The 23,399-nt window shown below is 70.7% G+C and carries 27 protein-coding genes; 17 read left to right on the top strand and 10 right to left on the bottom strand.

Annotation, left to right across the window (positions count from 1 at the left end):
- Positions 1 to 90: 90 nt before the first annotated feature.
- On the bottom strand, positions 91 to 519 hold the full coding sequence (gene mce / locus ACIQZO_RS21435) for a methylmalonyl-CoA epimerase (protein ID WP_008738238.1): 429 nt from the start codon (positions 517 to 519) through the stop codon (positions 91 to 93).
- A 135-nt stretch (positions 520 to 654) separates the two neighbouring features.
- Between mce and ACIQZO_RS21440 the strand changes: the two genes are divergently transcribed.
- Together ACIQZO_RS21440 and meaB are read left to right on the top strand one after the other, a co-directional pair.
- Positions 655 to 1,854: an acetyl-CoA C-acetyltransferase gene (locus tag ACIQZO_RS21440; RefSeq protein ID WP_403628275.1), complete on the top strand. Its 1,200-nt coding sequence runs from the start codon at positions 655 to 657 to the stop codon at positions 1,852 to 1,854.
- Between the two features lie 104 nt (positions 1,855 to 1,958).
- Entirely contained in the window at positions 1,959 to 2,921 is a 963-nt protein-coding gene (meaB, locus tag ACIQZO_RS21445) for a methylmalonyl Co-A mutase-associated GTPase MeaB (protein ID WP_403628277.1), read from the top strand.
- 100 nt (positions 2,922 to 3,021) lie between these two features.
- On the opposite strand, the gene ACIQZO_RS21450 is transcribed toward meaB, so the two are convergent.
- From ACIQZO_RS21450 to ACIQZO_RS21470, 5 genes are all read right to left on the bottom strand, one after another.
- A complete protein-coding gene (locus tag ACIQZO_RS21450) occupies positions 3,022 to 3,600 on the bottom strand; it encodes a PepSY domain-containing protein (RefSeq protein ID WP_403628279.1) in 579 nt (192 codons plus the stop codon).
- Between the two features lie 141 nt (positions 3,601 to 3,741).
- Positions 3,742 to 4,245 (bottom strand): MarR family winged helix-turn-helix transcriptional regulator, encoded by a 504-nt coding sequence (locus ACIQZO_RS21455; RefSeq protein ID WP_403628504.1) that lies wholly within the window; start codon positions 4,243 to 4,245, stop codon positions 3,742 to 3,744.
- A gap of 67 nt (positions 4,246 to 4,312) precedes the next feature.
- Positions 4,313 to 5,116, bottom strand: a complete 804-nt coding sequence (locus tag ACIQZO_RS21460) for an AIM24 family protein (protein WP_403628506.1) — start codon at positions 5,114 to 5,116, stop codon at positions 4,313 to 4,315.
- Between the two features lie 11 nt (positions 5,117 to 5,127).
- Entirely contained in the window at positions 5,128 to 5,778 is a 651-nt protein-coding gene (locus ACIQZO_RS21465) for an AIM24 family protein (RefSeq protein WP_403628281.1), read from the bottom strand.
- The gene (locus ACIQZO_RS21470) at positions 5,778 to 6,416 is read right to left on the bottom strand and encodes an AIM24 family protein (RefSeq protein WP_403628283.1); all 639 of its coding nucleotides are present in this window, start codon (positions 6,414 to 6,416) and stop codon (positions 5,778 to 5,780) included. Before ACIQZO_RS21470 ends, ACIQZO_RS21465 begins: the two co-directional genes overlap by 1 nt.
- Positions 6,417 to 6,614: 198 nt before the next feature.
- Between ACIQZO_RS21470 and ACIQZO_RS21475 the strand changes: the two genes are divergently transcribed.
- The 5 genes from ACIQZO_RS21475 (at position 6,615) to ACIQZO_RS21495 (ending at position 9,447) form a co-directional block, all read left to right on the top strand.
- Positions 6,615 to 6,959 (top strand): DUF3817 domain-containing protein, encoded by a 345-nt coding sequence (locus ACIQZO_RS21475; RefSeq protein WP_403628285.1) that lies wholly within the window; start codon positions 6,615 to 6,617, stop codon positions 6,957 to 6,959.
- Positions 6,956 to 7,252 carry an MTH1187 family thiamine-binding protein gene (locus ACIQZO_RS21480; RefSeq protein ID WP_403628287.1) on the top strand — a complete coding sequence of 99 codons (297 nt, stop codon included), beginning with the start codon at positions 6,956 to 6,958 and terminating at the stop codon, positions 7,250 to 7,252. The genes ACIQZO_RS21475 and ACIQZO_RS21480 overlap by 4 nt, the downstream gene beginning before the upstream one ends.
- 184 nt (positions 7,253 to 7,436) lie before the next feature.
- Positions 7,437 to 8,135: a hypothetical protein gene (locus ACIQZO_RS21485; protein WP_403628508.1), complete on the top strand. Its 699-nt coding sequence runs from the start codon at positions 7,437 to 7,439 to the stop codon at positions 8,133 to 8,135.
- Positions 8,132 to 8,821, top strand: coding sequence for a DUF4166 domain-containing protein (locus tag ACIQZO_RS21490; RefSeq protein WP_403628289.1), 690 nt, complete (start codon positions 8,132 to 8,134; stop codon positions 8,819 to 8,821). The genes ACIQZO_RS21485 and ACIQZO_RS21490 overlap by 4 nt, the downstream gene beginning before the upstream one ends.
- Complete coding sequence (locus ACIQZO_RS21495) at positions 8,818 to 9,447, top strand: TetR/AcrR family transcriptional regulator (protein WP_403628291.1); 630 nt, start codon at positions 8,818 to 8,820, stop codon at positions 9,445 to 9,447. The genes ACIQZO_RS21490 and ACIQZO_RS21495 overlap by 4 nt, the downstream gene beginning before the upstream one ends.
- 123 nt (positions 9,448 to 9,570) lie before the next feature.
- On the opposite strand, the gene ACIQZO_RS21500 is transcribed toward ACIQZO_RS21495, so the two are convergent.
- A complete protein-coding gene (locus ACIQZO_RS21500) occupies positions 9,571 to 10,566 on the bottom strand; it encodes a DUF5937 family protein (RefSeq protein ID WP_403628293.1) in 996 nt (331 codons plus the stop codon).
- A gap of 118 nt (positions 10,567 to 10,684) precedes the next feature.
- Here ACIQZO_RS21500 and ACIQZO_RS21505 point away from each other — a divergent pair, with 118 nt between their 5' ends.
- The 4 genes from ACIQZO_RS21505 to ACIQZO_RS21520 all read left to right on the top strand — a co-directional run bounded on the left by ACIQZO_RS21505 (position 10,685) and on the right by ACIQZO_RS21520 (position 14,679).
- Positions 10,685 to 11,941, top strand: coding sequence for an MFS transporter (locus ACIQZO_RS21505; RefSeq protein WP_403628295.1), 1,257 nt, complete (start codon positions 10,685 to 10,687; stop codon positions 11,939 to 11,941).
- A gap of 21 nt (positions 11,942 to 11,962) precedes the next feature.
- Entirely contained in the window at positions 11,963 to 12,469 is a 507-nt protein-coding gene (locus ACIQZO_RS21510; RefSeq protein WP_403628297.1) for a MarR family winged helix-turn-helix transcriptional regulator, read from the top strand.
- Positions 12,470 to 12,550: 81 nt separating this feature from the next.
- Positions 12,551 to 12,880 (top strand): DUF3817 domain-containing protein, encoded by a 330-nt coding sequence (locus ACIQZO_RS21515; protein ID WP_403628299.1) that lies wholly within the window; start codon positions 12,551 to 12,553, stop codon positions 12,878 to 12,880.
- A 98-nt stretch (positions 12,881 to 12,978) separates the two neighbouring features.
- On the top strand, positions 12,979 to 14,679 hold the full coding sequence (locus tag ACIQZO_RS21520; protein WP_403628301.1) for a methylmalonyl-CoA mutase: 1,701 nt from the start codon (positions 12,979 to 12,981) through the stop codon (positions 14,677 to 14,679).
- A gap of 79 nt (positions 14,680 to 14,758) precedes the next feature.
- Here ACIQZO_RS21520 and ACIQZO_RS21525 read toward each other — a convergent pair whose 3' ends face one another.
- Entirely contained in the window at positions 14,759 to 15,382 is a 624-nt protein-coding gene (locus tag ACIQZO_RS21525) for a TetR/AcrR family transcriptional regulator (RefSeq protein ID WP_403628303.1), read from the bottom strand.
- A gap of 250 nt (positions 15,383 to 15,632) precedes the next feature.
- On the opposite strand from ACIQZO_RS21525, the gene ACIQZO_RS21530 reads away from it, so the two are divergent.
- The 6 genes from ACIQZO_RS21530 (at position 15,633) to ACIQZO_RS21555 (ending at position 20,574) form a co-directional block, all read left to right on the top strand.
- Complete coding sequence (locus tag ACIQZO_RS21530) at positions 15,633 to 16,637, top strand: tetratricopeptide repeat protein (protein ID WP_403628305.1); 1,005 nt, start codon at positions 15,633 to 15,635, stop codon at positions 16,635 to 16,637.
- 627 nt (positions 16,638 to 17,264) lie between these two features.
- Positions 17,265 to 17,906: a DUF6230 family protein gene (locus tag ACIQZO_RS21535; RefSeq protein ID WP_403628307.1), complete on the top strand. Its 642-nt coding sequence runs from the start codon at positions 17,265 to 17,267 to the stop codon at positions 17,904 to 17,906.
- Between the two features lie 107 nt (positions 17,907 to 18,013).
- On the top strand, positions 18,014 to 18,601 hold the full coding sequence (locus ACIQZO_RS21540; RefSeq protein WP_403628309.1) for a DUF6114 domain-containing protein: 588 nt from the start codon (positions 18,014 to 18,016) through the stop codon (positions 18,599 to 18,601).
- Positions 18,591 to 19,844 carry a hypothetical protein gene (locus ACIQZO_RS21545; RefSeq protein ID WP_403628311.1) on the top strand — a complete coding sequence of 418 codons (1,254 nt, stop codon included), beginning with the start codon at positions 18,591 to 18,593 and terminating at the stop codon, positions 19,842 to 19,844. Before ACIQZO_RS21540 ends, ACIQZO_RS21545 begins: the two co-directional genes overlap by 11 nt.
- A 224-nt stretch (positions 19,845 to 20,068) precedes the next feature.
- Complete coding sequence (locus ACIQZO_RS21550) at positions 20,069 to 20,344, top strand: hypothetical protein (RefSeq protein ID WP_403628313.1); 276 nt, start codon at positions 20,069 to 20,071, stop codon at positions 20,342 to 20,344.
- Positions 20,341 to 20,574, top strand: a complete 234-nt coding sequence (locus tag ACIQZO_RS21555; protein WP_403628315.1) for a hypothetical protein — start codon at positions 20,341 to 20,343, stop codon at positions 20,572 to 20,574. Before ACIQZO_RS21550 ends, ACIQZO_RS21555 begins: the two co-directional genes overlap by 4 nt.
- 92 nt (positions 20,575 to 20,666) lie before the next feature.
- Here ACIQZO_RS21555 and pyk read toward each other — a convergent pair whose 3' ends face one another.
- On the bottom strand, positions 20,667 to 22,094 hold the full coding sequence (gene pyk, locus ACIQZO_RS21560; protein ID WP_403628317.1) for a pyruvate kinase: 1,428 nt from the start codon (positions 22,092 to 22,094) through the stop codon (positions 20,667 to 20,669).
- A gap of 61 nt (positions 22,095 to 22,155) precedes the next feature.
- Positions 22,156 to 23,370, bottom strand: a complete 1,215-nt coding sequence (locus ACIQZO_RS21565; RefSeq protein WP_403628319.1) for an acetate kinase — start codon at positions 23,368 to 23,370, stop codon at positions 22,156 to 22,158.
- Positions 23,371 to 23,399 lie beyond the last annotated feature (29 nt).

A 23,399-nucleotide genomic window follows, 5' to 3' on the forward strand; every position in this document is an offset into this window, starting at 1 on the left:
GGGTCACAGGCCCCGACCCCGTCTCCGCACCGAACCCCGGCCGAGCCATGGCCACTCTACCGGCCGGGGAATCGGGCCATCAGTGGTCCATCAGTGCTCGGGGTTCGAGGTGACCAGTTCGGTGAGGACGCCGTGGCAGTCCTTGGGGTGCAGGAAGGTGATCGAGGAGCCCATCGAGCCTGTTCGGGGCTGGTCGTAGAGGACGCGGACACCCTTGCCGCGGATGGCTTCGGAGTCTCCCTGGACATCCTCGGTGCCGAAGGCGATGTGGTGGACGCCCTCGCCGTTCTTGGCCAGCCATTTACCCACAGCGGAGTCCTCGCGGGTGGGCTCCAGGAGCTGGAGGTAGGAGGCGCCGCCGTCGGACGTCTCGTTGATCTTCAACATGGCCTCGCGGACACCCTGCTCCTCGTTGACCTCGGAGTGGAACACCTCGAAGCCGTACGTGGCACGGTAGAACTCGACGGTTTTGTCCAGGTCGAAGCAGGCGATCCCGATGTGGTCGATTCTTGTCAGCATGGTGACAGTGCACCGCCGAAGGGGGTGGTCACGCAACGTGCGCGCGATCACACCGGCAGCCCGGTGACCGCTGCGGTACCGCCCAGTACATTCACGTAAACCCTCGTTCACTCCTCATCCAAGGGGCTGTGCCTCATGTCCGGATCGAACAACACCACTTCTGTGATCGTCGCCGGGGCCCGCACGCCCATGGGGCGGCTGCTCGGCTCGCTGAAGTCCTTCTCGGGTGCCGACCTCGGCGGCTTCGCCATCAAGTCCGCGCTGGACCGGGCCGGGATCTCCGGCGACCAGGTGCAGTACGTGATCATGGGCCAGGTGCTGCAGGCCGGCGCGGGCCAGATCCCCGCCCGCCAGGCGGCCGTCAAGGCCGGCATTCCGATGAACGTGCCCGCCCTCACGATCAACAAGGTGTGCCTCTCGGGCCTGGACGCGATCGCGCTGGCCGACCAGCTGATCCGCGCCGGGGAGTTCGACATCGTCGTCGCGGGCGGTCAGGAGTCCATGACCAACGCCCCGCACCTGCTGCCCAAGTCGCGCGAGGGCTTCAAGTACGGCGCCATCGAGATGCTCGACGCGATGGCCTACGACGGCCTCACCGACGCCTTCGAGAACATCGCGATGGGCGAGTCCACCGAGAAGCACAACACCCGCCTGGGCATCGAGCGCGCCCCGCAGGACGCGTTCGCGGCCTCCTCGCACCAGCGGGCCGCGGCCGCCCGGAAGAACGGCGTCTTCGAGGCCGAGATCGTCCCCGTGGAGATCCCGCAGCGCAAGGGCGACCCGGTGATCTTCTCGTTGGACGAGGGCATCCGCCCCGAGACCACCGCGGAGTCCCTCGGCAGGCTGCGTCCGGCCTTCGCCAAGGACGGCACGATCACCGCCGGCACCTCCTCCCAGATCAGCGACGGCGCGGCCGCCGTGGTCGTGATGAGCAAGGCGAAGGCCGAGGAGCTCGGCCTGGAGTGGATCGCCGAGATCGGCGCCCACGGCAACGTGGCCGGTCCCGACAACTCGCTCCAGTCGCAGCCGTCGAACGCCATCCTCCACGCCCTGAAGAAGGAGGGTCTGGAGGTCTCCGACCTGGACCTCATCGAGATCAACGAGGCCTTCGCCGCGGTCGCCGTGCAGTCAATGAAGGACCTCGGCGTGACCCCGGAAAAGGTGAACGTCAACGGTGGCGCCATCGCCCTTGGGCACCCGATCGGCATGTCCGGCGCCCGTGTGGTGCTGCACCTCGCGCTGGAGCTGAAGCGTCGCGGCGGCGGCGTCGGCGCGGCCGCCCTGTGCGGTGGCGGCGGCCAGGGCGACGCGCTGATCGTCCGCGTCGCCAAGTAGGCGGCGCCAGGCCGCCGGGCCCCGTCACGGGAGCCCGGCGGCCCCTTTCCCCGGGCCTGGCGGCCCTCACGAATCCCGTACCGGAACCGAGGAGCGCAGCACGTATGACGGCGGTGGACGTCCCCCAGCTGGTGGCCCAGGCCCGTGAGGGCCGGCCGAGAGCGGTGGCCCGGCTGATCTCGCTGGTCGAGGGGGCGTCCCCGCAGCTGCGCGAGGTGATGGCCGCGCTGGCGCCACTGACGGGCGGCGCGTACGTGGTGGGGCTGACAGGGTCGCCGGGCGTCGGCAAATCGACCTCGACCTCGGCGCTCGTCACCGCCTACCGCAAGGCCGGCAAACGCGTCGGCGTCCTCGCCGTCGACCCCTCCTCGCCCTTCTCGGGCGGGGCGCTGCTCGGCGACCGGGTGCGGATGTCGGACCACGCCTCGGACCCGGGGGTCTACATCCGCTCCATGGCCACCCGGGGCCACCTGGGCGGCCTCGCCTGGTCCGCCCCGCAGGCGATCCGGGTGCTGGACGCGGCCGGCTGCGAGGTGATCCTGGTCGAGACGGTCGGGGTCGGGCAGTCGGAGGTGGAGATCGCCTCGCAGGCGGACACCTCGGTGGTGCTGCTGGCGCCCGGGATGGGCGACGGGATCCAGGCCGCCAAGGCGGGCATCCTGGAGATCGGCGACGTGTACGTGGTCAACAAGGCGGACCGGGACGGCGCGGACGCGACGGCCCGGGAGCTGAACCACATGCTGGGCCTCGGCGAGGCGCGGGGCCGCGACGACTGGCGGCCGCCGATCGTGAAGACGGTCGCGGCCCGCGGCCAGGGCATCGACGAGCTGGTCGAGGCGCTGGAGAAGCACCGGGCGTGGATGGACGAGCGCGGGGTGCTGGCGCAGCGCCGGGCGGCCCGGGCGGCCCGGGAGGTCGAGACGATCGCCGTGACGGCGCTGCGGGCTCGGATGGCGGACCTGCACGGTGACGCGCACCTCGACGCCCTGGCGGCCAGGGTGGCCGTGGGCGAGCTGGACCCGTACGCGGCGGCGGACGCGCTGCTGGCGACGCTGACGGAGGCCTAGGACGGCGCCCGGGCCCGCAATACGGGTCCGGGGCCCCACATACGGGTCCGGGACCCGGCAGGGCGCGTGCGGCGCCCTGCCGGGTCCCGGACCGGGTGCTTCAGGAGTTCTGGTCCGAGTCCGAATCGGAGTCCGAATCCGCGTCGGTCTGTGCGGTGACCTTGCCGGTCGCGGGGTCCACGGAGGCGTTCCACGTCTTGCCGTCGGAGCCCCTGACCTCGACGTGCCAGTACGGGGCCTTGCCGTTGTCGTCGTCGGAGTCCCACTCGACGGTCCACGCCGTGCCCGGATGGGCGGCCACGGCGGCCTTGGCGGCCTGTGCGGCGGTGATCTTGGCCGCGAGCAGGCCCTTGTGCTCGCCGGGGTTCTCGTCCGTGTCCACGTTCTGGCGGGAGACCTTGCCCGTGGCGGCGTCGACCTCCAGCTCGGCGTGGCCCTTGCCGTCCTTGGTGATCACGTCGATGTGCCAGACGTTGCCGTCCCTGTCGAGGGCCTCGACGATGCCCGGGTAGTTCTTGAGAGCGGCGGCGACGGCCTGCTCGGCCGTGACGTCGGCCCGGGCGACGGCCGCGGGAGCGCTTCTCGCCGTGTCGGCGGACACCGCGGCGGCGGTTGCCACGGGTCCCGCGACCAGCAGGGCCACGGACGCGGCTGCGGAGACGAACACGTTGCGCTTCATAGGCTGGACCTCCTCAGGCCGGCCCGACGAGCACGGGGCCGGCAGCGAGCGTTCCCAGCCATTGTCGGGCCGATCGCCGTCCGGGGCGCGACGAGCCCGCGGGGCCCGTGCCGCCCGGACGGCTCCGGCCTCGGACCTGACTCAGACCTTGCCGCGGTTCTCGCGCAGGTGCTCGGCCACCGGGCCCAGCGAGGCCCGCAGCGCGGCCAGGGCCTCCGGCGGCAGCAGGTCGATGAAGTGCTGGCGGACGGACGCCACGTGGTGCGGGGCGACCCGTCGCATCGTCTCCATGCCCTCGTCCGTGAGCACCGCGTACAGGCCGCGACGGTCGGACTCGCAGTTCACCCGGCGAACCAGGCCCGCCGTCTCCATGCGGGTGATCTGGTGCGACAGCCGGCTCTTGGACTGCAGTGTGGCGGTCGCCAGGTCGCTCATCCGCAGCCGGTGGTCCGGCGACTCCGAGAGGTTCACGAGGATCTCGTAGTCGTTGTTGGTGAGTCCGAAGGGCTGGAGATCCTTTTCCAGCTGGTGCATCAGCAGTCGGCTGACGTCCAGGTGGGTGCGCCAGGCGCACTGCTCGGCCTCGGTCAGCCAGCGGGTCCCCCCGGACGGAGTCTGGGGGAGGGCGGCCGTCTCGGTCTCCATGGTCTCCATGAATGAACTCTACCTAAAAAGTTGAATTACGTACAAAAAATTGAGGTCCGGGGGTCAGTCAGAGTCCGAGGCGGCGCTGGAGATCACCCAGCTGCCCCGGCATCCGCGGTACGCCAAGCTGCCCCATCGGGCCCTGGCCGGCCCCCGGCACGCCCTGCGCGTTGCCCGTGGCCGCATTGGCGCCGACCGCGCCGATCGCCTGCTCCGCCATCAGCATCTCCGACGACTGCAGCAGCACCGTGCCCGCACCGACGAACTCGAACTGGTGCTCCTCGCCCGAGCTGCCCCCGATGCCGGTCAGCGAGCGCAGTCCGCCCATCACGCCCGTCATGTAGCCGTGGTCGTAGTGGTGGCACGGCGAGGGGCAGTCCGCCCAGCCGACCAGCGCCTGCGGGTCCACGCGCAGCGGCGGCTCCATGAACACCACCGGTCCGTTGGACGCCGCCACGAACTTCCCGGTTCCGATCAGCGTCAGGAATCCCGGGACGATCGACTGCTTCAGGGCGAGCGAGGGCTGGTACGCGAGCAGATTGCCCGAACGGATCGTCAGATTGCCGTTCTCCAGGTCGTACGAGTTCACGTCGAAGGCCCGGTCGGCCAGCAGCATCCTGCCCGAGCCCTCGGCCACCACCCAGTCACTGGCGTGCAGCGGCGAATGGAAGCTGGTGCGCAGCAGGCGGTCGAAGCGCCCGTTGCCGATGCCGTTGAACTCGATGCGCCCGTAGTACGAGATCATCTTGCCCTTCTGCAGGAACCACTGGCTCCCCTTGAGCTCCACGCAGAAGGTGTACGCGTTCACGTTGTCGTCGGAGGGCAGCGTGTACGGGTCGAAGACCGTCGGGCCGCCCGGGCCGCCGGTCACGGGGCCAAAGTTCACAGCTTCTCCTCGGAGGCCTGTACGTACACCGCGCCCTGGCCGGACAGTTCCAGCTGGAACGCCTCGACCGAGCCGCGCCCCACCATGTCCCGCCAGCCGAGCGCGGTGGACAGCTTGTTGCGCACCTCGCCGTGGTGGGCGACGTACGCCTGCGGGTCCACGTGGATCGGGCGCTGGGGGGTGATCGGGAGCTCGATGACCCCGCCGTGGGCCATCACCGCGACGGAGCCGTGGCCCTTGAGGGTGGTGGTGAAGAGGCCCTGGCCGGTCACCTGGCCGCGGACCATGCCCATGACCCCGCCCTGGGACCCCATGAACATCGTGCCCTGCTGGAGGGTGCCGTCGAAGGCGAGCAGCCGGTCGGCCTCGACGTAGAGGGTCTCGCCGGTCAGGTTGATCACCTGGATGTGGTGGCCGCCGTGGCCGAACATCACGGTGCCGCTGCCCTCGACCGCCATCAGCGGGGTCTGCTCGTTCGCCACCCGGCGCCCGATCATGCCCATGACCCCGCCCTGACCGCCCGTCAGGCTCGGGGTGAAGGAGACCTCGCCGCGGTACGCGAGCATCGCGCCGCGCTGGCTGTACATCTTCTGCCCCGGGACGACCTGGGCCTCGACCATCTTCGAGTTGATCTCGCGGAACGGCATCAGATGTCGCCCCCGACGGTGTTGCGCTCGCTGGGCTGCACGTAGACCAGGCCCTCGCCCTCGAAGCGGATCTGGAACGCCTCGCCGGAGCCCTCGCCGATGAGTGTGCGGAAGTTCACACCGGACTGGAAGGACTGCTGGAGGTTGCCCGTGTGCGCGATGTACGCGCCGGGGTCGACGGAGAGCGGGTACTGGGCGCTCACGCGCAGCACCACCGCCGGGCCGTCCGACATGATCGCGGCCTGGCCCGAACCCTCGACGGTCGTGGTGAACAGGCCGTTGCCCGTCGTCGCGCCGCGCAGGCCGGTGAAGGTGGTGCCGGTGCGCAGGCCGGCGTCGGTGCACAGCAGGTTGCTGGACTCGACGTAGAGCTTCTCGCCCTGCAGATTGACCAGATTGATCTCACTCGCGCGGTCGGCGAAGAAGCAGGTGCCGTGTCCCTGTACCTCCATCACCGTCATCTGTTCGCCGGTCAGCCGGCGGGTCACCATGCCGCGGAGGCCTTCGCCGCCGCCTGTCATCTTCTTGAAGGCCATCTGCCCGTCGTACGCGACCATGGAGCCGTTCTTCGCTTTCACGGCGTCCCCGGTCAGGTCGACGGCCAGCACCTTGCTGCCTTGGAGTCGGAACTGAGCCACGGGAAGACGTTATCGGCAGCGGGCGAACCCGAACAGGGCCCTGTGGCCGATATATGCCACACCCGGGAGATAAGGGGGCGTTGCCGTCGCGGCGCCGAGGCCGCGCGCACGGCGGCGCGGGAGGAGGGGCCGGGTCAAGATCCCGCAAAGCGGCTGAGACACTGGGAAGGACCCTGGCCTCCACCCCGAAGGTTCCACGTGGACATCAAGACCGCCTCCGCACTGCACCGCCTGCGCCTCGTCTCCGTTCCGGAGGCGCTGTCGTTCCCGGCCCTGCTGATCTTCGGCTCGCTGCTGAGCCGGGTCTCGGACATCGACTACCTGATGATGCCGCTCGGCGTGATCCACGGGATCCTGTTCGTCCTGTACGCGGTCTTCCTGCTGGACGTGTGGAACAAGGCGAAGTGGCCCTTCAAGAAGGCCCTCCTCTTCTTCGTGCTCGCGCTGGTGCCGTTCGGCGGTCTGTACGGCGACCGGATCCTCAAGCGCGACGAGGGCGACAGTGTGATCGCGGCCCGTGCGCGCGAGGCGGCCGGCGCATGATCGTCGCGTTCTCGGTGACCCCGCTGGGGGTCGGCGAAGAGGTCGGCGAGTACGTCGCCGACGCGGTCCGGGTGGTCCGCGAGTCCGGGCTGCCGAACCGCACCGACGCCATGTTCACGACCGTGGAAGGCGAGTGGAGCGAAGTCATGGACGTGGTCCGGCGTGCGGTGGCGGCCGTCGAGGAGCGGGCGCCGCGCGTCTCCTTCATCCTGAAGGCCGACATCCGTCCCGGGGTCCACGACGGGATCACCTCGAAGGTCGAGACGGTCGAGCGGCACCTCGCCGGGAGCTGAGGCCCCCTCACCAGCCCCCTTTCCACCGGTATTTCCGAAAAGCGCCCCCGGCCACCCGGCCGGGGGCGCTTTCGCGTGCCCGCGGAGCTCGGGGAAGCGGGGCCGCAGCGGTTTGAGCGATCGCTCAATCTGCCCTAAGGTGCCGTTTGAGCGATCGCTCAACACGGGGAACGGGGGGGTGGAGATGGGCCTGTACGTCGAGACGCTGATCCGGGCCGGGATGGACGAGCTCTGGGAACGCAGCCAGGATCCGGCGCAGCACCAGCGCTGGGACCTGCGGTTCACTTCCATCGGCTACCTGCCGCGCGCCGAGGGCGAACCCCAGCGGTTCCGCTACGCGACCCGCGTGCTGCCGTTCCTCTCCGTCCACGGTACCGGGATCTCCGCCGGGGAACGCCACCGCGCCGACGGGACCCGGGTCTCCGCCCTGCGGTTCGCGTCGAGGCACCCGCTGTCGCTGCTCGCCGAGGGCAGCGGGTACTGGCGCTACGTCCCCGGCCCCGACGGGATCCGCTTCCTCACCGGCTACGACTACCGCCCGCGCTGGGGCCGCTTCGGCGCCCTCGCCGACCGCCTGGTGTTCCGCCCGCTCATGGGCTGGGCCACCGCCTGGTCCTTCGACCGGCTGCGGCTGTGGTGCGAGCGCGGGACCACCCCGGGCCTCGCCCTGGCCCGCGCGATCGGCGAGAGCGCCGTGCGCGCCCTGCTCTGCGCGGCCGCCCTGCTGTACGCGCCGCCGGTGGCCGCCCTGTTCGTCCTGGCCGCCGCCCTGTTGCTGCCGCCGCTGCCCGGCACTCCGGCCGCCCGCCGCTGCCTGCGCACCCCGCCGGGCCGCACCCCCGCCCCTGCGCCCCGCCTGCTCAGCACCCTGGAGCCGTCATGACCTCGATCTTCCGCGCCCACATGGGCGCCGACTTCGACCGTCTGCACCCGCAGCTCCAGCGCCGCTTCTCGGTCGGCCTGGCGAGCGGCGAGGGCTGCGTCGGCCGCGGCACCATGGAGCGGATCTGGCACGGCCCCGGCTATGTGAAGCCCTTCCTGCGGCTCGGCGGCATGCGCAACATCCTGGTGCCGCGCGAGGGCCGCGACGTCCCCTTCACCATCGAGAACCTCCCCTACCTCGACTCCTTCGGGCGCGAGACCGTCACCTTCGTGCGGACCTTCCGGATGCCCGGCGGACCCCACCGCTTCGACGCGACGATGGTCCACAGCCCCGAGCGCGACTGCGTCCTGGACTACCTCGGCACGCACCAGCACCTCGCCAGCGACCTCCACATGAGCGCCGAGCCCGACGGCTCCCTGCTCATCCGCTCCGGCGAGCACCGCTTCCGCGAGGGCCCGCTCGACGTCCGCGTCCCCGACCTCATCGGCGGCGAGGCCGAGGTCCGCGAGTCCTTCGACGAGGCCACCGGCCGGTTCCGGATCCGGGTGCGCGTGGTCAACCGCCGCTTCGGTCCCCTCTTCGGCTACGAGGGCTCCTTCACCGCGGAGTACGTCGACGCCCGCGACCGCTGGGCAGCGGGACTCTGCGGCGACCTGCGGCCCGTCCGCGAGGAAGTCCGGGCATGAGCGCCGCCACCAAGGAGAAGCTCCTCGAAGGAGCCCTGCGCACCTTGGTCGAGCAGGGCATCGCCAAGGCTTCCGCCCGCACCATCGCCGCCACCGCCGGGGTGGGGCAGGGCCTGATCTTCTACCACTTCGGCTCCGTGGACGAGCTGCTCGCCGCCGCCTGCCGGTTCGGCGCCGAGCAGCGGGTGGCCCGCTACCGCGAGCGGCTCGCCGCCCTGAACAGCCTCACCGAACTGCTGGAGTTCGCCCGCTCGATGCACGAGGCGGAACGGGCCGCCGGGAACGTGGCCATGCTCGGGCAGCTGCTGGCCGCCGGGCAGAGCTCGCCGGTCCTCGCCGCCGCCACCGCCGACGGGCTCGGGCTGTGGATCCAGGAGCTGGAGAGCGTCCTGTCCCGGCTGCTGGCCGCGACCCCGCTGGACGGGTACGCCGACCCGGCGGGGCTGGCCCGGGCCACCGCCGCCTCCTTCATCGGCATCGAGCTGTACGAAGGGGTGGACCCGCAGGGCGCCGGCAGCGCGCTCGACGCACTGGAACAACTCGCCGGGCTGGCCGCGGGACTGGAGGGCCTCGGCTCCCTGAGCCAGCGCGTGGTCCGCCGCGGCCTGCGGCGCGGGGCCCGCTGACCCGGCCTGCACACCCCGAGATATGTTGATATGTCAGGCAGTGGGCAGGGCTGTGCGACACCGGGCGGCGGGGACGGGCGGACAAGCACCCCCGGGGCACCCTCGAGGCGCTCCCGGGGTGGTTCAGCCGGTGGGGTCGCCGGTGGTGAGCGCGATCGCCAGCGGGGTGCGCTCGTAGCGGACCTGGTGGCCGTGCCGGGCCGAGATGAGCAGCCCCGCCGCGTGCAGGACCCCCAGGTGGGCCGAGACCGTGGACGGGGCCAGACCGAGCCGGTGGGCCAGCGCGGTGGTGGAGGCCGGTTCCTCCAGCGCGCACAGCACATCGGCCCGGGCCCGGCCCAGCAATCGGGCGAGCGCGACCGGGGTGTCCTGCCCGACCGGGTTCCACAGGGCACCGATACCGCGGGCCGGATAGACGACGGTCGGCTGCCAGGGCGGGTCGAAGCCGCCCGCGATCTGCGGCCAGACGAAGGCGCTCGGCATCAGGAGCAGCCCCTGGCCGCCCAGGACGCGCTCGTGGTGGCTGCGCCGCTCGATGGTCAGGGTGAGGGAGGCGGAGTCCCAGGAGAGATCCGGGTGCAGGCCGTCGAAGAGCGACCGGAGGCCGCCGTCGGCGAGCCGGCGCGAGTGGAAGAGGACGTCCGCCTCCAGCAGGGCCCGCAGCCGGGGCCAGTGCGGCTCGATCAGGACGCTCCAGGCGCGCTCCAGCAGATCGGCCAGCTCGTGCACGGCCCGCGCCGGATCGGCGAGCAGGGCCCGGCCCACATCGCTGTCGAGGGCGCCCGGCGTACAGGCCAGCGACTTGCGCATGTCCTCGCGCGCCGCGGCCGGGTCCGCCGCGCGGATCAGTGCGAGCTCCTCCTCGAAGGAGACCCCCGGTCCGCTCGGCGGCGGGCTGATGAAGTCCGTACTGTGCCCCCGGTTCGGCATCAGCAGCCACAGCGGCCGCAGGTCCAGACCGTCGGCCGCGGCGCGGATCCGCCGCAGCCAGGGCAGGTGGTAGCCCTGCCGGTCCGGGCGGTTCAGGGTGCGGACCGCCTCCTGCGTCTCCCACGCGGGCGACAGCGCGAACCGGCAGCGCAGCAGGTCCTCGTGCCCGAAGTAGTGGTGCAACCCCATCCCGGCCCCTCCCCTCTCCGACGCGTGCGAGCCGACGGCTCCGGGAAGGACTCTGCCTCAACATTCGGCCACGGACGAATCTCTGGGCCGCCCGACCCCCGCCCGCCACGCTGGGTCCATGCCAGCCGACATCCAGGCGCCCGGGCGGTCAGCACCGCCACCGGGCTACCGCTCCGTGTTCCGGGTCCGGGAGTTCCGGTCCGTCTTCGCCGCCCACCTCCTGTCCGTGTTCGGCGTGGTCATCGCCGAGATCTCGCTGTCCGTCCTCGTCTACCGCGCCACCGGCTCCCCCCTGATGAGCGCGCTCACCTTCGCCCTCGGCTTCCTGCCCTACGTCCTCGGCGGCACCCTGCTCGCCGGGATCGCCGACCGCCACCCCGCCCGCCGGGTCCTCGTCGCGTGCGACCTCGTCTGCGCGCTCTGCGCGGCGGCCATGGTGCTGCCGGGCACACCGGTCGCCGTGCTCCTCGCCCTGCGCTGCGCGATGGCCTTCGTCGCCCCGCTGTTCCAGGGCACGCGCAACGCCTCCCTCTCCGACATCCTCGGCGCCGGCGACACCTTCGTACTCGGCCGCTCACTGCTGCGCATGGTCGCCCAGAGCGCCCAGCTCATCGGCTTCGGCCTCGGCGGGCTGCTGCTCACCGTGCTCGCGCCGCGCGGCGCCATCGCCCTCACCGCCGCCGGATTCCTCGGCTCCGCGCTCCTGCTCCGGCTGGGCACCCGCGACCGGCCCGCCCGCACGGGCGCCCGTACCTCGCCGCTCGCCGGACTGCGCGCCGTCCTCGGCCGGCGGCGGCTGCGCGCGCTGATGCTGCTGTTCTGGCTGCCGCCCGTCTTCCTCGTCGTGCCCGAGGCACTGCTCGCCCCGTACGCCGACGGCATCGGCGTGGGCACCGCCGCGCTGGGCCTGATGATGTGCGCCATGCCGGTCGGCACCATCGCCGGGGAACTGTGGGCGGGCTCGGCCCTCACCGCCCGGACGCGGTCGCGGATCGTGGTCCCGCTCGCCGCCGCCGGCCTGCTGCCGCTCCTGCTCTTCGCGGTCCGGCCGGGCGTGAGCGTGGTCCTCGCCGCGCTGCTGCTCGCCGGGCTGGCCCACGCCTACACCCTCGGGCTGGACCAGTGGTACGTAGACGCGGTGCCGGAAGAGCTGCGCGGGCGGGCGATGACCCTGCTCAGCACCGGTCTGATGACCCTCCAGGGGGTCGGCATGGCGCTGGCCGGCCTCGCCGCCGAATTCCTCCCCGTGCACCGGGTCGTCACCGGTTCCGGGGTCCTGGGCACCGGGGTCGTCCTGCTGCTCCTGGCCGAACTCCGGGCCGCGGTCCGGGAGGAGGGCCGACTGAGGGGTGAGACGGCCCACGCCGTGAAGTGACCTCCCGGTAGGGTCGGGCGCGTGCCCAAGCCGCTCAGCCTTCCCTTCGATCCCATCGCCCGCGCCGACGAGCTCTGGCAGCAGCGCTGGGGACCCGTGCCCTCGATGGCCGCGATCACCTCGATCATGCGCGCGCACCAGATCCTGCTCGGCGAGGTCGACGCGGTCGTCAAGCCGTACGGGCTGACCTTCGCCCGGTACGAGGCACTGGTGCTGCTCACCTTCTCCAAGGCCGGCGAACTGCCGATGTCGAAGATCGGCGAGCGTCTGATGGTCCACCCCACGTCGGTGACCAACACCGTGGACCGGCTGGTGCGCTCCGGGCTGGTCGCCAAGCGGCCCAACCCGAACGACGGCCGCGGCACCCTCGCCTCCATCACGGAGAAGGGCCGCGAGGTGGTCGAGGCCGCCACGAAGGACCTGATGGCCGTCGAATTCGGCCTGGGCGCGTACGACTCCGAGGAGTGCGGGGAGATCTTCGCGCTGCTGCGCCCGCTGCGGGTGGCCGCGGCGGACTTCGAGGAGTAGGCGGCGGGACTCCCGGACTCCGGGACCCCGGCCCCGGGGCCGCGTCAAGATCGAGCAAAGCGGACGGCTAGGCTCGTCGGCATGAAACGAAGCGTGCTGACCCGCTACCGCGCCATGGCCTACGTGACCGCGGTCATGCTCCTGATCCTCTGTGCCTGCATGGTGGCGAAGTACGGCTTCAACACCGGCGCCGACCTGACCTTCGTGGTCTCGCAGGCCCACGGTGTGCTCTTCATGATCTATCTGGTCTTCGCCTTCGACCTGAGCTCCAAGGCCAGGTGGCCCTTCGGCAAGATGCTCTGGGTCATGCTCAGCGGAACGATTCCGGTGGCCGCCTTCTTCGTCGAGCGCAAGGTCCGCGCCGAGGTCGAACCGCTGGTCAACGACTCGCTCGCGACCGCCAAGGCCTGATCGCCTCCGCGTACGAGGCGAGCGTCACCCACCCCCGGGGCGACTCTCCGGGGGTTTGCCATCGACATTTACTAGGACGTCCTAGTAAATTCATGGGTATGGACGCTGACGCCATCGAGGAAGGCCGCCGTCGCTGGCAGGCCCGTTATGACAAGGCCCGCAAGCGCGAGGCAGACTTCACCACGCTCTCCGGCGACGAGGTCGAACCGGTCTACGGGCCCCGGCCCGGCGACGCGTACGAGGGCTTCGAGCGCATCGGGTGGCCGGGCGAGTACCCGTACACCCGCGGGCTCCACGCCACCGGGTACCGCGGGCGGACCTGGACCATCCGGCAGTTCGCCGGGTTCGGGAACGCCGAGCAGACCAACGAGCGCTACAAGATGATCCTGGCCGCCGGCGGCGGCGGGCTCTCCGTGGCCTTCGACATGCCGACCCTCATGGGGCGCGACTCCGACGACCCCCGCGCCCTCGGAGAGGTGGGGCACTGCGGGGTCGCCATCGACTCCGCCGCCGACATGGAGGTCCTGTTCAAGGACATCCCGCTCGGTGACGTCACGACCTCGATGACGATCTCGGGCCCGGCCGTGCCCGCCTTCTGCATGTACCTGGTCGCCGCCGAGCGGCAGGGCGTGGACCCCGCCGTCCTCAACGGCACGCTCCAGACGGACATCTTCAAGGAGTACATCGCCCAGAAGGAGTGGCTCTTCGAACCCGAGCCGCACCTGCGCCTCATCGGCGACCTCATGGAGTACTGCACCGAGGGCATCCCGGCCTACAAGCCGCTCTCCGTCTCCGGTTACCACATCCGCGAGGCCGGGGCCACGGCCGCGCAGGAGCTCGCGTACACCCTCGCCGACGGTTTCGGCTACGTGGAGCTGGGGCTCTCGCGCGGGATGGACGTCGACGCCTTCGCGCCCGGCCTCTCCTTCTTCTTCGACGCGCACCTCGACTTCTTCGAGGAGATCGCCAAGTTCCGCGCCGCGCGACGGATCTGGGCCCGCTGGATGAAGGAGGTCTACGGGGCGAAGAGCGAGAAGTCGATGTGGCTGCGCTTCCACACCCAGACCGCCGGTGTCTCGCTGACCGCGCAGCAGCCGTACAACAACGTCGTGCGCACCGCCGTGGAAGCCCTCGCGGCCGTGCTCGGCGGCACGAACTCCCTGCACACCAACGCCCTGGACGAGACCCTCGCCCTGCCGAGCGAGCAGGCGGCCGAGATCGCGCTGCGCACGCAGCAGGTGCTGATGGAGGAGACCGGCGTCGCCAACGTGGCGGACCCGCTGGGCGGTTCCTGGTTCGTGGAGCAGCTCACCGACCGCATCGAGGCCGAGGCCGAGAAGATCTTCGAGCAGATCAAGGAGCGCGGCCTGCGCGCCCACCCGGACGGGCAGCACCCCATCGGGCCGATCACCTCGGGCATCCTGCGCGGAATCGAGGACGGCTGGTTCACCGGGGAGATCGCCGAGTCGGCCTTCCAGTACCAGCGGTCCCTGGAGAAGGGCGACAAGCGCGTCGTCGGCGTCAATGTGCACCACGGGTCGGTCACCGGCGACCTGGAGATCCTCCGGGTCAGCCACGAGGTCGAGACCGTCCAGGTACGGGAGCTCGCGGCCCGCAAGGCCCGGCGCGACGACGCCAAGGTCGACGCGGCGCTGAAGGCGATGCTGGACGCCGCCCGGGACGGGTCGAACATGATCCCGGCCATGCTGGACGCGGTGCGGGCCGAGGCCACGATGGGCGAGATCTGCAACGTCCTGCGCGACGAGTGGGGCACCTACACCGAGCCGCCCGGCTTCTAGCGACACGGTCCGACGGCCGGTCATGGCGCCCCTGCGGGCGGCGCCATGACCGGCCGTCGGCGTTGTGGGGGCGGCGGCGTCAGAGCGCGGCGGCCGGGCCCCGCAGGCCGTGCATCAGCAGGGTCGTGAAGGCGGACACCCAGAGCTCGTCCACGGGCTCGGAGCTCACCAGGGCGCGGTGCACCACCGTGCCCGCGATCACGTCGAAGATCAGGTCCGTGGTGCGGCCCGCGAGGGTCGCGTCCTCCTCGTACGGAAGTTCCCCGCGGGCCTGGGCCCGTTCGCGGCCCAGTACGACGAGACGTTTCTGCCGGTCCACGATCGCCGACCGGATCCGGTCACGCAGGGCCTCGTCCCGGGTGGACTCGGCGACGACCGCCATCAGGGCGGTACGGGCCTCCGGGCGCCGCAGCAGTTCGGCGAACTGCAGGACCACGTACTCGATGTCCGCTTCGAGAGAGCCGCGGTCCGGGAGTTCGAGCGCGTCGAAGAGTTCCGCGACCGCGTCCACGACCAGCTCGTTCTTGCCCGCCCAGCGCCGGTACAGGGTGGTCTTGGCGACCCCCGCGCGGGCGGACACGTCCCCCATCGTCAGCTTCGACCAGCCCAGCTCGACCAGCGCGTCCCGGGTCGCGGCGAGGATCGCGGCGTCCGCGGCGGCACTGCGGGGACGACCGGTGCGGCCGGGGCTGGGGTTGCGCATGGCCGAGACCATACCCGCCGGTAGCCGAAGCGGCCGCTGTGGTTCAGATCACGGGCCGGGAAGGGGAGCGCGCAGCCGCCGGGGGAGTTACGCTACGGCTCGTAGCGTAAGAGCGGCAACCACGCGAAGGGCTACAGGCGTCAGGTGGGGACCGGGCGCCGACCGGGCATCACGATCGCGACAGTACGGCGGCACGGCCAATTCACGCGATCTTTTTCGTCGGCGCGCGCACACGGGGGAGGATGTACGCATGCAGCCCAGAAACATGTCCATGAGCGGCGTCGTCGACCTCGCCGCGGTGAAGGCGGCCGGCGAGGCCAAGGCCAAGGCCGAGCAGGCCCGCGCCGAAGCGGCACGCCAGGCCGGTCAGGCCGGCGGAGCCGGTCCGTCCGCCGGTGCGGTGCCGCCGTCCGCCCTCGTCATCGACGTAGACGAGGCCGGCTTTGAACGCGATGTGCTCCAGCTCTCCGCCGAGGTTCCGGTCGTCCTGGACTTCTGGGCCGAGTGGTGCCAGCCGTGCAAGCAGCTCAGCCCCCTGCTGGAGCGTCTGATCACCGAGGCGAACGGTCGCCTCGTGCTCGCCAAGGTCGACGTCGACGCCAACCAGATGCTCATGCAGCAGTTCCAGATCCAGGGCATCCCGGCCGTCTTCGCCGTGGTCGCCGGTCAGGTGCTGCCGCTGTTCCAGGGCGTGGCACCCGAGGAGCAGATCCGCGACACCCTCGCCCAGCTGGTCCAGGTCGCCGAGGACCGCTTCGGGATCATCGGCATCGAGGTGGACCCGAACGCGGAGGGTGCGGCCGAGGCCGCCCCGGCCGCCGACGAGATCCCGGAGGGCCCGTACGACGCGCTGCTGGAGGCAGCCGTCGTCGCGCTGGACGCCGGTGACCTGGGCGGCGCGGTCCAGGCCTACAAGAACGTACTTGCGGACGACCCGGGCAATATCGAGGCCGAGCTGGGTCTGGCCCAGGCCGAGCTCCTCGCCAGGGTCCAGCACATGGACCCGCAGGCGGTGCGCACCGCGGCCGCCGAGAACCCGCGCGACCCGGCGGCGCAGATCGCCGCGGCCGACCTCGACCTGGTCGGCGGTCACGTGGAGGACGCCTTCGGGCGCCTGGTGGACACCGTCCGGGTCACGTTCGGTGAGGATCGGAACGCCGTGCGGCTTCGGCTGCTTGAGCTGTTCGAGGTCATCGGCGCGGACGATCCGCGGGTGTCGGCGGCGCGTACGGCGCTCGCGCGGGTGCTCTTCTAGACCGGCTCCGGACCGGCTTCCGGGCCGCTCGGGGCATGCCGCGGCGGGTTCGCCGTGCACCGCCGGGCCACCGGCGATTTGTTGACACATAGATGAACAGCGGCCGCACTTTGCCAAAACTTGGGAATCGCGGCCGCTGTTACTCGCAGTAAATCGAACCCCGTGAACTGTCCGGTGTGTTCGGCAATCATCCGTTCTGTCGTGGCCCTGGGTAACACCCTGTGTTGCTGCCCGACGGCGGCGGGTCGTACTCAGGTTATCTGGCCGTTACCCGCCAGTAACGAACCCCCTTGTGCCCCGGCCTGTAATGGACCACGATCGGCGACGCTCGGTCCTTCCCGCAGAGCCGCTCACTCGGAGCCGCGGTGAAGGGTCCCCACCGAGCCGGCCTGTGGCAGTGGCACCGGCCGTGGGACAGGGGGGTCTCTGCCACACCGGCGGGGCCTGTCCTCAGGTTGCGCGAACGCGTGGCCCAGTGGTTGTCGCTCGGGGGTGATCGCCGGTGTATCGGACGTGGCACAGCCGCGGCCCGGCCGCCTGCGCTCCTTCCCGAGGACGTAGCACTTCTCCCATCCCAGGACGGGTACGGCCCGGACCGGAGATGTACGTCCGAGAAGGAGGAACGAAATGAGTTCTCAGGTTCGTGGCGGGACCAGATGGAAGCGCTTCGCGCTCGTCATGGTGCCGAGCATCGCGGCCACGGCCGCGGTCGGTGTGGGTCTGGCGCAGGGTGCCCTCGCGGCGTCGTTCAGCGTCTCCGGCCAGGACTTCAAGGTCTCGGCCGACGAGCTCGACGGTCGGAACCTCATTCAGTACGGCGGTATCGCCGAGGGTCACGACCTCAAGGGCAACGCCCAGCACCACCCGGTCACCATCTCCGGGTTCAGCAACGCCAAGATCACCAACATGTGCCAGTCCCTGGTCACCCCGACTCCGCTGGGCGCCGTGACGCTCCAGCTGAGGACGGGTCACAAGGGCAAGGCGGCCGAGGCGACCAACATCTACCTGGATGTGGCCGAGCTCGACACCGACGCCGAGTTCGAGAACCTCGACATCGGTGTCGCGGTCGGTGACCCGAGCCACAAGACCAAGCCGCAGGCCGGTACGGTCGCCAGTCCCTACGCGTTCTCACAGCGCGCGGACCGGGCCGTGCTCAGGGACGTGAAGCAGAAGGCCTGGGCGACCACGGCGGGCACGTTCAAGCTTCCCAACCTGAAGCTGCGCCTGCTCGGCGGCGACCAGCCGTGCTACCAGGACATCAAGGACTGATCAGTCCCCGTGTCCGACCGGCCGGGCGGGTGGCGGCAGCCGTCGTCCCCCGCCCGTCCGGGCTCCACAGATTTCTCCGTACCACCGTTTCCAGGGAGCTGTTGTCCATGAACCCCCAGGCCCCGGTTTACGTTCGCGCAGAAGACGACGCCTGGCCCACCGCGGTGTACTACCACTTCCATGCATGGAGTGGCCGCCGTCCCTTCTGGGCCGGGTTGTTCACGCTCCTCGGTGGCATTCCGATCGCATACTTCCCCTACGCGGACCTCCGGCTGGGCAACGTCAGTCTCGCGATGGCCACCACCGGTGGCGCCGGTGCACTGATCATCGGTGTACTGCTGATCACGCTGGGCCTGGCCCTCTGGTTCCAGGAGACCATCCGCGTCTTCGCCGGCGTGGCCGCGATCCTGCTGGCCCTGGTCTCGATCCCGGTGTCCAACCTCGGTGGCTTCTTCATCGGCTTCACCCTCTCCATGGTCGGCGGCGCTCTCGCCCTGGCCTGGGCGCCGGGTCAGCCGGCCGAGGAAGGCGAGGGGTCGAGGGACGCGCAGCGACCGGGCGTGGTCGGCCTGAGCAAGGCCGAGGCGACGGCGGACATGGGTCTCCAGGGCATTCCTGGTCCCCGTGGGACGGAAACGGCACACGCGAGCGAGACGACTGCCCACGCCGATGGCGGGAGGAACAGTGCGGGGTGACGAGACGCAGCGGGGCGTGGCCCCTGGCGCAGAGTCCCGTGTAGTGAAGGGGCCGCGCCACGCGGCGCCCAGGAAGTCGCTGCTGAACAAGATCCAGATACCCGTCGGCAAGACGATGGCGCTCGCGGCGATGCCGACGGCCGTGTTCGTCGGGATGGGCATGGCGCCGAAGCTGGCCGTGGCCGACGACAAGGAGATTCCCTTCGCGCCCGGACCGTGTGTGACGCGGTCCGACGAACCTGCGGAGACCGAGTCGAAGTCCCCGTCGCCCACGCCCTCGAAGACGCCGTCGCCGAGTACGTCGCCCAGTGCGACGCCCTCTCCGTCCGCGTCGGCGTCCGCGCAGGCGAAGCCGAGCACCTCCCCGTCGGCGACCAAGCCCCCGGTGACGAACGAGAAGGCCCCTGCCACGACGCCGGCTCCGGACCCGACCAAGTCCACGAACCCGCTGGACCCGCTGGGTGTCGGCGACGCGCTGGGGGACCTGGTCGACGAGCTCGGCAGGCCTCTCAAGGACGCGAAGGAGAAGGCGAACCCGACTCCCACGCCGTCCACGACCCCCAAGGCGACCCCGACTCCCGACCCCGCCGCGGACGCGATCCGCGAAGCGGCGAAGAAGGCCGGCGTCGACGTCAAGGACCTGTCCGACGAGGTCAAGAAGACCGAGAAGGACCCCAAGGACGAGACGGGCGAGGACAAGGCCGACAAGGACAAGGACAAGGCTGAGGACGGCAAGGACAAGGACGGGAAGCAGCCCTTCCCGTGCCCGACCCACGACGCCAAGGCCCTGGCCGACGCCGAGCTGGAGCAGGGTGTCCCGCTCCTGCCCGACGAGCCCTGGTACCTCGACAGCTCCCTGCTGACCCTCTACGGCCTGGACTACCACGGCATCGTCGAGGTGAAGACGGCCGGCGGCAAGACCAAGAAGGTCCTGAAGTTCACCGCGGACTCGCTGGACATCAAGGACCTGTACCAGACGGTCGGAACGTCGGGGAACGTCGCCCACCTGAAGTCGCGTCCGGGCTCCACGTCCAAGATCCGCGGCGGCACGGTGACGATGTACACCGAGAGCCTCAAGGGGAACCTGTTCGGTCTGATCCCGATCGAGTTCACCCCGAACAGCCCGCCGCCCCTGAACGTCCCGTTCGCGTTCTTCACGAACGTCAAGGTCGTCCAGGCCGGCCAGTTCGGCGGCACCCTCACGGTCCCGGGCCTCAAGAACTACATCGGCCCGCCGGAGTAACACCTGCTCCGACGACACCCGGACGGCCCGTCCCCCTGACCGGGGGCGGGCCGTCCGGCTGTACCAGGGCAGGTCCGACGGCACCCTCGCCGCCCGGATGAGGATCGGCACCGGGTGGGGCGACACCGACGGCGACGGGAAGACCGACCTGATCGCCGCCGATACCGCGGGCGCACTGTGGCTGTTCAAGGGCACCGGTAACCCGGCCCCCCTTCGCCGCACGGGTGCACAAGGCGCTGGGCCGCAAGCTCTGGAACAACACCACCGGCAAGGGTTCGGTCAACGCCGACGGCGCCTACGAGATGATGAACCTCAAGCAGCTCGCCGAGGTGAAGAAGGAGTTCAGCAGGGCCGAGATCACCACGGTGCGCGACGGGTACGCCGAGGTCCACCGGCTCCGGCCGTACCGTCCGACCGCCAATCCGTCGGGCAACAAGAGCGCCGGCCCCCGGGCCGACCTGATGGACTGGCTCCTCCAGCACTGGGACGATGTGCCATGAGAACCCGTTTCTACGCGGACGAGCGCGAGCCGCTGAAGGTCCGCTTCGAGATCATCGGAGGTGAGTGCTTCCTCGCTCCGGGCGACTGGATCGACGTCGAATTCGCCGAGTCCGAGACGCCGAGCTCGGTCCACCTCGTGGGCGGCGTCATGATCCTGACCCAGGAGGGCGACGGATTCATGCGGGTCTGGGACTCCACGGGCCGGGAGATCGACCCCGGCGGGGAGTAGCGGCAGCGCAGCGCAATACACCGAGGGCGGCGCCCCGATCCTGAGAAGGACCGGGGCGCCGCCCTCGGGCTCTGTGCGGCAGAGGTGGTGCGTCAGGCGGTGTCGCCGCCCAGGTGGTGGACCCGGACCATGTTGGTGGTGCCCGGGACACCGGGGGGCGAGCCGGCGGTGATGACCATGGTGTCGCCCTGGTTGTAGCGGTTCAGCTTGAGCAGCTCGCCGTCCACCAGGTCGACCATCGCGTCGGTGGTGTCCACGTGCGGGACGATGTAGGAGTCGACGCCCCAGCTGAGCGTGAGCTGGTTGCGGGTGTTGACGTCCGTGGTGAAGGCCAGGATCGGCTGGGTCACGCGGTACCGCGACAGGCGGCGGGCGGTGTCCCCGGACTGGGTGAACGCGATGAGCGCCTGGCCGTCGAGGAAGTCCGCGATCTCGCACGCCGCACGGGCGACGGAGCCGCCCTGGGTGCGCGGCTTCTTGCCCGGGACCAGCGGCTGGAGGCCCTTGGACAGGAGCTCCTCCTCGGCCGCCGTGACGATCTTCGACATCGTCTTGACGGTCTCGATCGGGTAGGCGCCGACCGAGGACTCGGCCGACAGCATGACCGCGTCCGCGCCGTCGAGGATCGCGTTGGCGACGTCGGACGCCTCCGCGCGCGTCGGGCGGGAGTTGGTGATCATCGACTCCATCATCTGGGTCGCGACGATCACCGGCTTGGCGTTGCGGCGGCACATCTCGATGAGCCGCTTCTGGACCATCGGGACCTTCTCGAGCGGGTACTCGACGGCCAGGTCGCCACGGGCCACCATGACCGCGTCGAAGGCGTCGACCACGGCCGCCATGTTCTCGACGGCCTGCGGCTTCTCGACCTTGGCGATGACGGGGACCCGGCGGCCCTCCTCGTCCATCACCTTGTGGACGTCCTTGACGTCGCCCGCGTCACGGACGAAGGACAGGGCGACCATGTCGCAGCCCATCCGCAGGGCGAACCGGAGGTCGTCGACGTCCTTCTCCGACAGGGCGGGGACGTTCACGGCGGCACCCGGCAGGTTGATGCCCTTGTGGTCCGAGATGACACCGCCCTCGATGACGATGGTCCTGACCCGCGGGCCCTCGACCTCGGTCACCCGGAGCTCGACGTTGCCGTCGTTGATCAGGATCTGGTCACCCTTGGCGACGTCGCCCGGGAGGCCCTTGTAGGTGGTGCCGCAGATGGATTTGTCGCCCGGGACGTCCTCGGTGGTGATGGTGAACTCGTCACCGCGCACCAGCTCTACGGGACCCTCGGCGAAGGTCTCCAGACGGATCTTCGGGCCCTGGAGGTCGGCGAGGACGCCGACGGCGCGCCCGGTGTCCTCGGAGACCTGCCGGACGCGGTCGTACCGCTCCTGGTGTTCTGCCTGGGACCCGTGGCTGAAGTTGAATCGGGCCACGTTCATACCTGCCTCGATGAGCGCTTTCAGCTGCTCATACGAGTCGACGGCGGGGCCCAGCGTGCAGACAATTTTGGAACGGCGCATGACTGGATCCTATCGGTTTGTTTCGTAGCGGAATATTCCGTCTGGCGGAAAGTCCAAGTGACTAGTGGGTAACCAGCGCATACGCCTGGGTGGCGATCTCCAGTTCCTCATCCGTCGGGACCACCGCCACCGCCACACGGGAGTACTGCGCCGAGACCAGTCGCGGCTCGCCGGAGCGCACGGCATTGGCTTCCAGGTCCAGCGCCAGGCCCAGCTCGGCCAGGCCGTCCAGCGCGGCTTCGCGCACCTGGTGGGCGTTCTCGCCGACCCCGGCCGTGAAAGTCACCGCGTCCACCCGCCCGAGCACCGCGCAGTAGGCCCCGATGTACTTCTTCAGCCGGTGGATGTACGTGGCGAAGGCGAGGCTCGCCGCCTCGTCGCCCTCGCCCGCCCGCCGGAGCACCTCGCGCATGTCGTTGTCGCCGCACATGCCCAGCAGACCGCTCTTCTTGTTCAGGAGCGAATCGATCTCATCCACCGAGAAGCCGCCCACCCGCGCCAGGTGGAAGACGACCGCCGGATCGACATCGCCCGAACGGGTGCCCATCACCAGCCCCTCCAGTGGGCTCAGGCCCATCGACGTCTCCACGCACACCCCGCCCCGCACGGCCGACGCGGAGGCGCCGTTGCCCAGGTGCAGCACGATCACGTTCACCTCCTCCACCGGCCTGCCGAGCAGCCGGGCCGTCGCCCGGGAGACGTAGGCGTGCGAGGTGCCGTGGAAGCCGTACCGCCGGATGGAGTACGCCTCGGCGGTGGCGGCGTCGATGGCGTACTGCGCCACGTACTCCGGCATCGTCGAGTGGAAGGCCGTGTCGAAGACGGCGACCTGCGGGAGGTCCGCGCGCAGCGAGCGCGCCACCTCGATGCCCGTCACGTTCGCCGGGTTGTGCAGCGGGGCCAGCGGGATCAGCTTGCGGATCTCCGCCAGGACCTCGTCGTCGATCAGTGTCGGCCGGGTGAACCGCGTCCCGCCGTGCACCACCCGGTGGCCCACCGCGGCCAGTTCGGGGGAGTCCAGGCCCATCCCGTCGGCGGCGAGCTCCGCGGCCACTGCCTTCAGCGCCGCCCCGTGGTCCGCGATCGGGCCGAGCTGCTCGCGCCTGCCGCCCGCGGCGCCGGGACCGGTGAGCGGCTCGTGCACCAGCCGGGAGGTCTCCTCGCCGATGCGCTCCACCAGTCCGGACGCGAGCCGGGAGCGGTCCGCCATGTCGAGGAGCTGGTACTTGAGCGACGAGGAGCCGGAGTTGAGGACGAGGATGCGCGATGCGGTCACGGTGGAGGTCTTTCCTTGTCGCGGGCGGT

This window comes from Streptomyces sp. NPDC097617 (assembly GCF_044761485.1).
GTDB lineage: Bacteria > Actinomycetota > Actinomycetes > Streptomycetales > Streptomycetaceae > Streptomyces.

Excerpts from the sequence above, each read along its gene's own strand:
- mce (WP_008738238.1), bottom strand. The coding sequence starts at position 519 with ATGCTGACAAGAATCGACCACATCGGGATCGCCTGCTTCGACCTGGAC.
- ACIQZO_RS21440 (WP_403628275.1), top strand. The coding sequence starts at position 655 with ATGTCCGGATCGAACAACACCACTTCTGTGATCGTCGCCGGGGCCCGC.
- meaB (WP_403628277.1), top strand. The coding sequence starts at position 1,959 with ATGACGGCGGTGGACGTCCCCCAGCTGGTGGCCCAGGCCCGTGAGGGC.
- ACIQZO_RS21450 (WP_403628279.1), bottom strand. The coding sequence starts at position 3,600 with ATGAAGCGCAACGTGTTCGTCTCCGCAGCCGCGTCCGTGGCCCTGCTG.
- ACIQZO_RS21455 (WP_403628504.1), bottom strand. The coding sequence starts at position 4,245 with ATGGAGACCGAGACGGCCGCCCTCCCCCAGACTCCGTCCGGGGGGACC.
- ACIQZO_RS21465 (WP_403628281.1), bottom strand. The coding sequence starts at position 5,778 with ATGCCGTTCCGCGAGATCAACTCGAAGATGGTCGAGGCCCAGGTCGTC.
- ACIQZO_RS21480 (WP_403628287.1), top strand. The coding sequence starts at position 6,956 with ATGATCGTCGCGTTCTCGGTGACCCCGCTGGGGGTCGGCGAAGAGGTC.
- ACIQZO_RS21485 (WP_403628508.1), top strand. The coding sequence starts at position 7,437 with ATGGGCCTGTACGTCGAGACGCTGATCCGGGCCGGGATGGACGAGCTC.
- ACIQZO_RS21490 (WP_403628289.1), top strand. The coding sequence starts at position 8,132 with ATGACCTCGATCTTCCGCGCCCACATGGGCGCCGACTTCGACCGTCTG.
- ACIQZO_RS21495 (WP_403628291.1), top strand. The coding sequence starts at position 8,818 with ATGAGCGCCGCCACCAAGGAGAAGCTCCTCGAAGGAGCCCTGCGCACC.
- ACIQZO_RS21500 (WP_403628293.1), bottom strand. The coding sequence starts at position 10,566 with ATGGGGTTGCACCACTACTTCGGGCACGAGGACCTGCTGCGCTGCCGG.
- ACIQZO_RS21505 (WP_403628295.1), top strand. The coding sequence starts at position 10,685 with ATGCCAGCCGACATCCAGGCGCCCGGGCGGTCAGCACCGCCACCGGGC.
- ACIQZO_RS21515 (WP_403628299.1), top strand. The coding sequence starts at position 12,551 with ATGAAACGAAGCGTGCTGACCCGCTACCGCGCCATGGCCTACGTGACC.
- ACIQZO_RS21520 (WP_403628301.1), top strand. The coding sequence starts at position 12,979 with ATGGACGCTGACGCCATCGAGGAAGGCCGCCGTCGCTGGCAGGCCCGT.
- ACIQZO_RS21525 (WP_403628303.1), bottom strand. The coding sequence starts at position 15,382 with ATGCGCAACCCCAGCCCCGGCCGCACCGGTCGTCCCCGCAGTGCCGCC.
- ACIQZO_RS21530 (WP_403628305.1), top strand. The coding sequence starts at position 15,633 with ATGCAGCCCAGAAACATGTCCATGAGCGGCGTCGTCGACCTCGCCGCG.
- ACIQZO_RS21535 (WP_403628307.1), top strand. The coding sequence starts at position 17,265 with ATGAGTTCTCAGGTTCGTGGCGGGACCAGATGGAAGCGCTTCGCGCTC.
- ACIQZO_RS21540 (WP_403628309.1), top strand. The coding sequence starts at position 18,014 with ATGAACCCCCAGGCCCCGGTTTACGTTCGCGCAGAAGACGACGCCTGG.
- ACIQZO_RS21555 (WP_403628315.1), top strand. The coding sequence starts at position 20,341 with ATGAGAACCCGTTTCTACGCGGACGAGCGCGAGCCGCTGAAGGTCCGC.
- pyk (WP_403628317.1), bottom strand. The coding sequence starts at position 22,094 with ATGCGCCGTTCCAAAATTGTCTGCACGCTGGGCCCCGCCGTCGACTCG.